Annotated in this window: 13 protein-coding genes; 7 read left to right on the top strand and 6 right to left on the bottom strand. The window is 62.0% G+C overall.

Annotated features, from left to right (window positions below; genetic code table 11):
* Window positions 1–628, top strand: a 628-nt coding sequence (locus WCE35_RS23245) for an extensin family protein (RefSeq protein ID WP_424595657.1), incomplete at its 5' end; no start/stop codon positions are given.
* A gap of 34 nt (window positions 629–662) precedes the next feature.
* On the opposite strand, the gene WCE35_RS23240 is transcribed toward WCE35_RS23245, so the two are convergent.
* Together WCE35_RS23240 and WCE35_RS23235 are read right to left on the bottom strand one after the other, a co-directional pair.
* Window positions 663–1,364: a L,D-transpeptidase gene (locus WCE35_RS23240; RefSeq protein ID WP_424595656.1), complete on the bottom strand. Its 702-nt coding sequence runs from the start codon at window positions 1,362–1,364 to the stop codon at window positions 663–665.
* A 95-nt stretch (window positions 1,365–1,459) separates the two neighbouring features.
* Window positions 1,460–1,645, bottom strand: a complete 186-nt coding sequence (locus tag WCE35_RS23235; protein WP_424595655.1) for a hypothetical protein — start codon at window positions 1,643–1,645, stop codon at window positions 1,460–1,462.
* Window positions 1,646–1,704: 59 nt separating this feature from the next.
* Here WCE35_RS23235 and WCE35_RS23230 point away from each other — a divergent pair, with 59 nt between their 5' ends.
* Together WCE35_RS23230 and WCE35_RS23225 are read left to right on the top strand one after the other, a co-directional pair.
* On the top strand, window positions 1,705–2,682 hold the full coding sequence (locus WCE35_RS23230; RefSeq protein WP_424595654.1) for a magnesium transporter CorA family protein: 978 nt from the start codon (window positions 1,705–1,707) through the stop codon (window positions 2,680–2,682).
* A 136-nt stretch (window positions 2,683–2,818) separates the two neighbouring features.
* Window positions 2,819–3,040, top strand: coding sequence for a hypothetical protein (locus tag WCE35_RS23225; protein WP_424595653.1), 222 nt, complete (start codon window positions 2,819–2,821; stop codon window positions 3,038–3,040).
* 133 nt (window positions 3,041–3,173) lie between these two features.
* Here the strand turns inward: WCE35_RS23225 and WCE35_RS23220 are convergent, their stop codons facing one another.
* Window positions 3,174–3,623 (bottom strand): ArsR/SmtB family transcription factor, encoded by a 450-nt coding sequence (locus tag WCE35_RS23220; protein ID WP_424595652.1) that lies wholly within the window; start codon window positions 3,621–3,623, stop codon window positions 3,174–3,176.
* Window positions 3,624–3,855: 232 nt separating this feature from the next.
* On the opposite strand from WCE35_RS23220, the gene WCE35_RS23215 reads away from it, so the two are divergent.
* Window positions 3,856–4,377, top strand: a complete 522-nt coding sequence (locus WCE35_RS23215) for an arsenate reductase (azurin) small subunit (protein ID WP_424595651.1) — start codon at window positions 3,856–3,858, stop codon at window positions 4,375–4,377.
* A 12-nt stretch (window positions 4,378–4,389) separates the two neighbouring features.
* Window positions 4,390–6,852 carry an arsenate reductase (azurin) large subunit gene (locus WCE35_RS23210; RefSeq protein WP_424595650.1) on the top strand — a complete coding sequence of 821 codons (2,463 nt, stop codon included), beginning with the start codon at window positions 4,390–4,392 and terminating at the stop codon, window positions 6,850–6,852.
* 76 nt (window positions 6,853–6,928) lie between these two features.
* Here the strand turns inward: WCE35_RS23210 and WCE35_RS23205 are convergent, their stop codons facing one another.
* On the bottom strand, window positions 6,929–7,681 hold the full coding sequence (locus WCE35_RS23205) for an SDR family NAD(P)-dependent oxidoreductase (protein WP_424595649.1): 753 nt from the start codon (window positions 7,679–7,681) through the stop codon (window positions 6,929–6,931).
* Window positions 7,682–7,704: 23 nt separating this feature from the next.
* Complete coding sequence (gene pdxH / locus WCE35_RS23200; RefSeq protein WP_424595648.1) at window positions 7,705–8,346, bottom strand: pyridoxamine 5'-phosphate oxidase; 642 nt, start codon at window positions 8,344–8,346, stop codon at window positions 7,705–7,707.
* 107 nt (window positions 8,347–8,453) lie between these two features.
* On the opposite strand from pdxH, the gene WCE35_RS23195 reads away from it, so the two are divergent.
* A complete protein-coding gene (locus tag WCE35_RS23195) occupies window positions 8,454–8,855 on the top strand; it encodes an RT0821/Lpp0805 family surface protein (protein ID WP_424595647.1) in 402 nt (133 codons plus the stop codon).
* Window positions 8,856–8,963: 108 nt separating this feature from the next.
* On the top strand, window positions 8,964–9,932 hold the full coding sequence (locus tag WCE35_RS23190; protein ID WP_424595646.1) for a DnaJ C-terminal domain-containing protein: 969 nt from the start codon (window positions 8,964–8,966) through the stop codon (window positions 9,930–9,932).
* Window positions 9,933–10,245: 313 nt separating this feature from the next.
* Here WCE35_RS23190 and WCE35_RS23185 read toward each other — a convergent pair.
* On the bottom strand, window positions 10,246–10,734 hold a 489-nt coding region (locus WCE35_RS23185; protein ID WP_424595645.1), incomplete at its 5' end, for an anti-sigma factor family protein.

Below are 10,734 nucleotides of genomic sequence, written 5' to 3'. Positions count from 1 at the left end.
GGTGCGGCTGGAGGCGGTCGTGCTGACCGACAAGCGGCGGGTGTCGGTGAAGCCCGCGGCGATCCTGCGTTGTGCCATGGCCGCGCAAATCGCCGACTGGATCCGGACCGACATCGCGCCGCTCGCTGTGAGCCTTGGCAGCACGATCAGCGATCTCGACAATTTCGACTCGTTCGAGTGCCGCGGCCGCAACCGCATCGTCGGCGCCCAACTCTCCGAACACGGCCGCGCCAATGCGCTCGACGTTCGCGCCTTCAAGCTCGCCGACGGCCGCTCGATCTCGCTGACCGACCGCACCGTGCCGCGCGACCTGCGCGAAACCGTGCTGCATTCCGTCTGCACGCGGTTTTCGACCGTGCTGGGTCCGGGCTCGGACTGGTATCACGAGGACCACATCCACCTCGATCTGATGGAGCGGCGGAACAACTATCGGATATGCCAGTGGAGCGTTTGGGAGCCGATGCCGCAGGTCGCACCGCTGTTGCCGGCCGAGCGCCCGGAACAGGCGCCGCCGCGCGAGGTCGCCGCGACATCCGATGCGGCCAAATCCGAAGCGGCCGAACCGGATGATTCCGAGGTCAGGCCGCAGCCAACAAACAAGCCGCGGCCAACAAAAAAGCGCCGGTAAAACCGGCGCTTTGATCTCGTCCGCGATCAGCCTGTTACTGCACCGCAACCGCGTTGCTGCCGCCCTGCAGCGCCATCTGCGAATTGAACGGCGAGTCGCCGTGCTTCGGCTCGAGCACCACGACGACCGTCCCGAGCCCGACGCGGTCATAGAGATCGATCACGTCCTCGTTGGTCATGCGGATGCAGCCCGACGAGATCGACGCGCCGATATATTCGGGCTGGTTGGTGCCGTGAATCCGGAACAGCGTGTCCTTGCCGCCGGAATACAGATACAGCGCGCGCGAGCCCATCGGATTGTCCGGTCCCGGCGCCACGAATGTGGGTACGCCAAGCCGCGAGATTTCACTCTTGGTCGGGTGCCAGGGCGGCCACTCGGTCTTGCTGCCGACCTTGGCGATGCCGGACCAGGCCATCGCTTCTTCGCCGACGGTGATGCCGTAGCGGATCGCCTTGCCGCCCGGCTGCACGAGGTAAAGGTAGTGGTTGTCGGAATCGACCACGATCGAGCCGGGCGCCTCCCTGCGGTGATAATCGACGATGGCGCGGCGGAAGGGTTCCGCAACCGGGGTCTTGGTGTAGGAGACCTTCGACAGCAGCTCCTTGTCGCGCGGCTTGAAATTGTTGCTATTGGTCGCCTCAAAGGTGGCAGCCTGCATGCAGCCCGACAGCATCAGGCCGGCGGCCAGGATTCCCAATTTAATTTTAAGCGACGACTTAACTTTAAGCGACGACATGGCGCACTTCCAATCGATACCCCTGCGTTCGCAGCGCCAACCCTGTGCTGCAGACGCCACGATTCTGCTGTTCCCATTATTGCCGAAACCGGCCATCATTCCCAGCGTTTAGATGGTTGTTCGCGCTGCGGCACCCCTGCTGTGGCTTTTTTGCCGCAAGTTTTGCGGCTTCCGGCTGATTTTTTAAGCAGGAACGCGGCCGCCGCCGAATCGGAGGCGCGTCCCCAGCCATTCTGCCGCCATAAATCGGGATCGGCGGTTAATCGGGCGTCATGAAGCACTTGCCAGAATCGCGTTTAGTCGCCTTGGGTGCGATGGTGCCCCCGCTCCGGAGTTGCCCATGTTGTCGGTGTATGTCCCCTCCGATGTTTCGCTCAGGAAGGCCCCGGCCGCCGATCTCGCCGCACTGCCGGACAGCGCGGTCTGGGTCGACCTGGTGAGACCGACCGCGGGGGAGGACCGCGCCGTGGAACGGCTGGCCGGCATCGCGGTGCCGACCCGGGAGGACATGCAGGAGATCGAGATTTCCAGCCGCCTCTATATCGAGAACGGCGCGCGCTACATGACGGCGACGCTGATGTGCCAGTCCGATACCGACATGCCCCGAACCACGGCGGTCACCTTCATCCTCGCCGGCCATCGCCTGGTGACGGTGCGCTACGATGCGCCAAAGCCGTTCGCGCTGGTCGAGAACAAGCTGGCGCGGGCATGCGCACCCGGCATATCAGGCGAGATGGTGCTGATGGAATTGCTCGATGCGGTGATCGACCGCTGCGCCGATATTCTGGAACGCTGCGGCGCCGACATCGACCAGGTCTCCCATGACATCTTCGAACCCGAGAGCGAACGCCACGGCCACGCCAAGCAATATTCGCAAATCCTGATCCAGATCGGACGCAAGGGCGATTTGACCTCGAAGGTGCGCGAAAGCCTGGTGTCGATCGGCCGCCTGGTCACCTTCCTCTCCGCGGTGATGGAAGGCGTCAAATTCTCGAAGGACATGCGCGAGCAGCTCAAGACCATGCAGCGCGACGTGGCTTCGCTGACCGACCACGCTTCCTATCTCTCCAACAAGATCACCTTCGTGCTCGACGCCATGCTCGGCGTCGTCAATCTCGAGCAGAACAACATCATCAAGCTGTTCTCGGTGATGGCCGTGGTCCTGATGCCGCCGACCCTGATCGCCTCGATCTACGGCATGAATTTCAAATCGATGCCGGAACTCGAATGGACCCACGGCTATTCGATGGCGCTCTTGTTGATGCTGGCCGCGGCAATCGGGCCGTACTTTTTGTTCAAGTGGAAGAAGTGGCTTTAATTGTTGGGCAACTGCGCCGCGGGATTTTGAGGCGCGGCAAGCCTGCCTCAATTTCTACGCTAAAATTTGAGGGTTGCGCTGAACGTTTGAGCGAAACTTGTCTGCGATAACGCTGTCTCTGGCCGCGAGGAAAGCCATGGTTGAGAAAGCGATAATTTCACCGGGCAACGTCATCGATCTGGCGCGCTATCAGCACGACCGCGCGTTCGGCGGCAAGACTCCGGCGATCGCAGTGCTGATCTGCCGGCATTGCGGCGCGGCGCTGCTGGATGGCGAAAACGAGGACGAGTGTTCCAGCGCCCTCGCGGTCGAGGCGCTGCAGCTCGGCGGCGTGCTGCGGAAGTCCTGGGCGGATTGATTAGACGGCGTCATTTTCCGGGCGCGCCGGCGCCAACCAGGAATCAACCGGCAATCTCGTGCCAACGATCTCTGGATACCAGGTTCGCTCGTTTACCCGACGATGACATGGCAGAATTCCGCCACTGGGACACCTAGCGGGCCCGCTTGGACACAACCGAATTGCGTCGCAGGGCCGTTTTCGTCGGGACAGGCTCACAGCATGAGGGAGCTGTCGACAAGAGATCGCACAATTCGGGGTGCCCATTGCAGCAATCGTTCACCAGGTAGGACAATAACGCTCGCATGCCGTCGACGTCCGAACGATAGATGATGGTGCGTCCCTCGCGAGAGCTCCGCAATAGGCCTGCGCGAACCAGAATAGCCAGATGAGACGACAACGTATTGTGCGGCGCACCGATCGTATCGGCGATCACCCCCGCCGTTATGCCCACCGGTTCGTGCTTGATTAGCAACCGGAAGATTGCGAGCCGCGTGGGTTGCGCCAGGGCCGCAAGCGCCGAAATCGCGTAAACGTCGCTAAGTCGTTTTCCGGGCGGGACCGGGCCTGCATGACTCGCGGCCGCCAGCATGTTCTTGCGCATTGGTTTGAGTATCCAGTGATTCCAAGTTCACGATTCTTTTTAGCTGACGACCAGGTGACAAGCCATGACGTTTCCATTATTGGATATGTCGAGACATCTCGACATATGGCGCGGCCAACGCGGCTCGCAAACAGATTTTCAAACGAGATGCTCGGCCGGTAGGCGTACCGGGTCGGACCCTGGGAGGAAATCTCGCCGGTAGGCGTACCGGCGTGGGTCGGGAGAGACGTCCATGAGCCATTGCGACAAAATGGTCGATGCTGGCCGCCGTAGATTCTTGGGCGGTGCGGGATTTACTGCCGCGGGAGCGGCGGTGGCCACCATGATGCCAGGTCAGGCCAAAGCTGCTCCTGGAGCGGCGCGTGTCGAATATCCGTCGAACCGGCTCGCCAATATCGCCGAACTGAAGGCGAACGAACCGTTCACGGTCGCCTATCCGGACAAGGATGCTCCGGGCGTCCTGCTCAAACTGGGCAGGCGCGTTCCCGGCGGGGTTGGTGCCGATGGCGACATCGTTGGTTTTTCCACCACCTGCCCGCATAAGGGCTTTCCGCTCAACTACAAGGCAGCCGATAAAACGCTGAACTGTCCGGGTCATTATTCTCGCTTCGACTGTGAATCCGGTGGCCACCAGATCTGGGGCCAAGCCACCCAGAATCTTCCGCAATACGCGCTGCGCGTCGATGACAAGGGCGACATCTACGCCGAAGGCGTGGATGAGCTTTTGTACGGCCGCCTGTCCAACGTGCTGTGAGGAGAGAAGATCATGGCCTACAAGCGTCAGATCGACCGCCTTCCGATCGTCCCCAAGGACGCCAAGGAATTCAACGTCACCTGCCATTACTGCATCGTCGGCTGCGGCTACAAGGCGTATAGCTGGCCGACCAATAAACAGGGCGGCACCGCTCCCGATCAAAACAAGTTCGGCGCCGATCTCGGCAAGCAGCAGGCTGCGGAGACCGCCGCCTGGTACGCGCCTTCCATGTACAACATTGTGCGCCAGAACGGCCAGGACGTGCATATCGTTATCAAGCCCGACAAGGATTGCGTGGTGAATTCGGGGCTTGGCTCGGTACGCGGCGCGCGCATGGCCGAGATGAGCTATTCGCAGCAGCGCAATACCCAGCTCCAGCGCCTGACCGATCCCATGGTGTGGCGGTACGGACAGATGCAGCCAACGAGTTGGGGCGATGCACTTGATCTTGTCGCCCGCGTTACCGTCGCGGTCATCAATGCAACGGGCGAGGACGGGCTTTTTGTTTCCGCTTTCGATCACGGTGGTGCGGGTGGCGGCTACGAGAATACCTGGGGCACGGGGAAGCTCTATTTCGGGGCGATGAAGGTCAAGAACATTCGGATCCATAACCGGCCCGCGTACAATTCCGAGGTGCACGCCACCCGCGATATGGGCGTCGGCGAGCTCAACAATTGCTACGAGGACGCCGAACTCGCCGACACCATTGTCGCGGTCGGAACCAACGCGCTCGAGACCCAGACCAACTATTTCCTCAATCACTGGGTGCCGAATCTGCGCGGCACTTCGATGGACAAAAAGAAGACCGAGTTCGGTTCCGAGCCGGTTGAGCGCGGCAAGATCGTCATTGTTGATCCACGGCGCACCGTCACCGTCAACGCTTGCGAAGTCGAGGCGGGCAAGGACAACGTGATGCATCTTGCCATCAACTCCGGCACCGATCTCGCGCTCTTCAATGCCTGGCTAACCTACATTGCGGGCAAGGGTTGGACCGACAAGGCTTTCATCGACGCATCGACCAAGAACTTCGACAAGGCGCGTGCTGCCAACAATCTCAGCCTTGAGGAGGCTGCTCGCATCACCGGCCTTACTGCTGACCAGATCCGCAAATCGGCGGAATGGATCGCGCAGCCGAAGGCGGGCAATGCGCGTCGTCGCACCATGTTCGCGTACGAGAAGGGCCTGATCTGGGGTAATGACAATTACCGCACCAATGGGGCGCTCGTGAACGTTGCGCTCGCCACCGGGAATATCGGGCGACCGGGCGGCGGTTGCGTTCGCATGGGCGGGCATCAGGAAGGTTACTCGCGTCCTTCAGATGCGCATGTCGGACGGCCGGCAGCCTATGTCGACAAGTTGCTGATCGAGGGCAAAGGCGGCGTGCATCACATCTGGGGATGCGATCACTACAAGACAACGCTCAACGCGTTCAAATTCAAGCAGGCTTACAAGAAGCGCACCGACATCGTGAAGGACGCCATGATGTCGGTACCCTACGGTGACCGTGCCGCGATGGTGAACGCCATCACCGGTGCGATCAAGAAAGGGGGACTATTCGCGGTCGACGTGGATATCGTTCCGACGAAGATTGGCGAGGCGTGCCATGTCTGGCTTCCCGCGGCGACCTCGGGCGAAGCCAATCTTACCTCCATGAATGGCGAACGCCGGATGCGTTTGACCGAGAAGTATATGGACCCGCCGGGGCAGGCGATGCCGGACAGCCTGATCGCGGCGCGCATTGCCAACAATATGGAGCGTGTGCTTCGCGAGCAGGGCAAGGGGCAGTACGCCGACAAGTTCAAGGGCTTCGATTGGAAGACCGAAGAAGACGCCTTCATGGACGGCTACCATGCTCACGAAAAGGGTGGCGAGTTCGTCACCTATGACCGGCTGCGGTCCATGGGTACCAATGGTTTTCAGGAACCGGCGACCGGTTTTCAGGACGGCAAGATCATCGGTACCAAACGGCTGTTTGCCGACGGCAAGTTCAATTCCAAGGACGGCAAAGCGACATTCATGGAGACGCAATGGCGTGGTCTGCAGGCACCCGGCAAGGAAGAGGAACGCAAAAAATGGCCGTTCCTGGTCAATAACGGGCGTGCCAACATCATCTGGCAGAATGCCTATCTCGATCAGGACAATGAGTTCGTCATGGATCACATGCCGTACCCCTATATCCAGATGAACCCCGACGACATGACCGAGCTAAAGCTGAAGCAAGGGGATTTGGTCGAGGTCTACAACGACAATGGTTCTACCCAGGCAATGGTCTATCCGACACCGACTGCCAAACGGAAGCAGACGTTCATGCTGTTTGCATATCCGACAGGGGTCCAGGGCAACGTCGTGTCGGCGGGCGTGAATGAGTTCATCATCCCGAACTACAAGCAGACCTGGGGCAATATCCGCAAGATCGCGGACGCGCCGGAAAGCGTCAAGCATCTCAGCTTCAAGTCGAGCGAATACACGGCCTGACGAAGCGCATGCTTGTTTTCCGATCGGGCGCCCGGTTGCCCGGGACTTCGAAAGAGGGCAGGTGAGGGTGTAAGAGCTAAACGTGTTGCCCGCCGTTGATGTGGATCTCGGCGCCGTTCACGTAGGAACTGGTTTCCGTGCACAGGACATAGATGATCTTGGCGACCTCGTCGGGCGTGCCGAGCCGGCGCATCGGGATCTGCTGTTCGACGATCTTCTCGGTACCCGGCGACAGGATCGAGGTATCGATCTCGCCCGGCGCGATCGAGTTGACGCGGATGCCGACGCGGCCGAAATCGGACGCCATCTCGCGCGTCAATGAGGCCAGCGCCGCCTTCGAGGTCGCATAGGCCGCGCCCGCGAACGGATGCACGCGGGAACCGGCGATCGAGGTGACGTTCACGACCGAACCCTTCGCGGCCTTCAATTCCTCGATCAGCCCGCGCGCCATCATGATCGGCGCGAAGAAGTTGACCCGGAAGACGTGGCTCCAGGTGTCGATATCGGTGTCCATGGTGCCGAGCCGTCCGCCGCCGGCGCCCTTCGGCGAGATCGCGGCGTTGTTGACCAGCGCATGGAGCTCGCCGCCTTCCAGCCGCTGGCGGATCTCGGAAATCCCCCGCGTCGTATCGGCGTGATCGGCGAGATCGATCTGGATGTGATCTTCGGGGCCCGCGCCCCACGGGCATTCTTCGGGGAAGGGATGCCGCGAGCAGGTGAGGACGCGCCAGCCGGCCGAGGAAAAGCGGATCACGGTGGCGTGGCCGATGCCGCGGCTGGCTCCGGTCAGGAGCATCGTGCGTCGCGGCGTGTTGGCGGAACTCGGCATAGAGGTCTTTCAGGCTATCGACATCAGGGATAGAGCCGCACTTTGTTCCAGCTTTGCGCGGGACCATCGCGGCGGAATTCGATGCGGTCGTGCAGGCGGAACGGGCGGTCATGCCAGAATTCGAAACGCCTCGGCACGATGCGCCAGCCGCTCCAGCCGGGCGGGCGCGGCACCTCGCCGATCACATGCCTGGCGGCGACCAGCGCGATCGCCTGCTCGAAAGCGAACCGGCTTTCCAGCGGCTGCGATTGCTTGCTGGCCCAGGCGCCGAACTGGGCCTGCTTCGGCCGGGTGGCGAAATAGGCGTCGGCTTCGGCTTCCGTCACCGGCGAGACGTTGCCGCGGACGCGCACCTGACGACGCAGCGATTTCCAGTGAAATAGTAAAGCGGCCTTAGGATTTGCGGCGAGTTCGCGGCCCTTGGCGCTGGCGGTGTGGCTGTAGAATACGAAACCGTCGGTATCATAGCCCTTCATCAGCACCATCCGCACGTCCGGCAGCCCGTCGGCATCGACGGTTGCAAGCGCCATGGCATTGGGATCGTTGGGCTCGGACTTCACGGCTTCGGCAAACCACTCCCCGAACAGCGCAAACGGTTCCTCGGCGGCGGTAAAATCACCCGATGTTAACGGTGCCGGGTGTTTGATGGAGGTTGTGTCGGTCATTTGGGAGTCCCGAGTTGCGTCCGTCCGCGTCCCAGAGCGCGTCGCCTGGCCTATATAGGACATGCGGGCGTGTTGGCCTATCGGCGATCGGCCGGGCAGGCGCGGTGATGACACTGATTCTAATCGGTGTTGGCTTGGGCGGCTGCAGCCTTGTCCGTACCGAGGACGCCTTCGCCCGAATGGGGAACGTGACTGGCTCAATCCGCGCCGCTCAGCCAACCCCGGAGCCGACCGAGAGCGATCTCGCCTTTGCCCGCAACGCCGCCTCCGACGTGCTGACCAGGGGCGACAAGGATGCCAGCCAACCCTGGGAAAATCCCGAAACCGGCGCGCGGGGCTCGGTGACGCCGCTGGCGGACGGCTATGCCTCGGAGAACGGGCGCACCTGCCGGGATTTTCTGGCAAGCTATGTCAATGGCCACACCGAAAGCTGGCTGCAAGGGGCGGCCTGCAAGGGTGGGCATGGCCGGTGGGAGATTCATACGCTAAAGCCTTGGCGGCAGAGTTGAATATCAGAGGGCAGTTGCAAAAATGCCACTGAGACCCCAGATGGAGCCGTAATGGGGCGAATGGTCCAAAGATTCAGATCTGATTTTCCCGTGAAGGAGACCTAACGGATGCGCGACCCCTATGAGGTCTTGGGGGTGCCGCGGGGCGCCAGCGCTGCGGCGATCAAGAGCGCCTATCGCAAGCTCGCCAAGAAGCATCACCCCGACAGCAACAAGAACGATCCGAAGGCCGCGGCGCGTTTTTCCGAGATCAGTTCAGCCAACGAAATCATTGGCGACGAGGACAAGCGCAAGCAATTCGATCGCGGCGAAATCGACGCCGAGGGCAAGCCGCGCTTCCAGGGCTTTCCCGGCGGTGACCCGCGCGGCCGTGCCGGCGCGCCGGGCGGCGGGTTTGAATCCTATACCTTCCGCACCGGCGGGGCCGGTCCGGGAGGCATGGGCGGCGGCGGCGGTTTCGAGGATATCCTGAACAGCATGTTCGGCGGTGCCGCCCGCGGCGCACGCGCCGGCAGAAGCAGTCCATTTGAGTTCGATGCCGGCGGCATCGGCCTTGATCTCGATCTCAGCGTCGCGATGACGGTGTCGCTGGAAGAGTCGGTAAACGGCGCGGAAAAACGGGTTCGCCTGCCGACGGGTAAGGAACTCAACGTCAAAATCCCGGCCAGTGTCACCGCCGGCCAGCAGATCCGGCTGAAAGGGCAGGGCGAGACCGCCCAGGGCCATCCGCCCGGGGATCTCCTGATCACCGTCAGCATCGCGCCCCATGCCTTCTTCAAGGTCGATGGCAGCGATTTGCGTGTCGATCTGCCGATCACGCTCTATGAGGCCGTGCTCGGCGGCAAGGTCCGCGTGCCGACGCTCGGCAGCGCGGTCGAACTGTCGATCCCGAAAAATACTTCCAGCGGCCGGATTTTCCGCCTGAAGGGCAAGGGCTTGCCGAAAGCCGGCGGCACAGGCGACCTGTATGTCGCCACCCGCATCATCCTGCCCGACGGGAACGACGCGGAGCTCGAGGCGTTGATGCAGAAATGGCACGACGCCCACCCTTACAACCCGCGCAGCGATTTAGGCTGATCGGGGGCGATTTCGGGTGAAGCAGCTATCGGCTCGCGTGAGGAAAACGCCTAAAAAGGGAGCGGCGCCTTGTAGGAGAGCAGCGCCTTGCGCCCAAAAAGGGTGCGGCCTCGACATGGGGGACCAGCGCGGTACCAAACCCCAGTCGAGGCCGACTGCGCCGATCGGCGGATCGAACGCGAGACAATTTCGCGTGATCATCCGGTGCGATAATGAGACGCGTCAGTGACCTAATTCCAGATTTTCGATGTCGGAATTTGGACAAGGAGGGTGACTCGGGTACCTCTCTGGCTTTTTCGGGGCAGTCGCGCCATTATCCACCGCTTTTTTCTATCTGGTCGTAAACCATCTGCGCGATCTGGGTCAGGCGGCCGCGGTCGGCGCCGCCGCTTACGACATATCCGACGCCGCGATCGGCCCAGAACAGCGCGCCTTCATTGCCCTGTGCCGCATATCGCATCTGTGTCGCCTCGGCTTTCACCCTGGCGGTATAGACCGTGAAGCGTTCGCCCGAGGCGCTCTCGTACATCAGAAAAGATGCCGGTCCGGTCGGGCCGGGCAGCAGCCGCCCGCCGACGAGCTTCAATCCGGCCGCGGCCAGTTCCGGCGCGCGGACGTCCCAGCCGCAACGCTTGGTCAGCCATTGCTGGAGGTGCGCGCGTTCGCTGCCGGGCACTTCGACGGGATGGCGGACCTCGACCACATAGAGCCGGTGTGCATCCAGCGCGTCCACGGTAAAATTCTGGAACGCCGGCGGCGCCGCGGACGCGCCGCGCGCGATCCAGCCGGCGCCGCCGCCGGC

It is taken from the genome of Bradyrhizobium sp. (assembly GCF_049691595.1).
In the GTDB taxonomy this organism is placed as follows: Bacteria; Pseudomonadota; Alphaproteobacteria; order Rhizobiales; family Xanthobacteraceae; genus Bradyrhizobium.
This window is presented reverse-complemented; position numbering and strand designations above follow the sequence as displayed.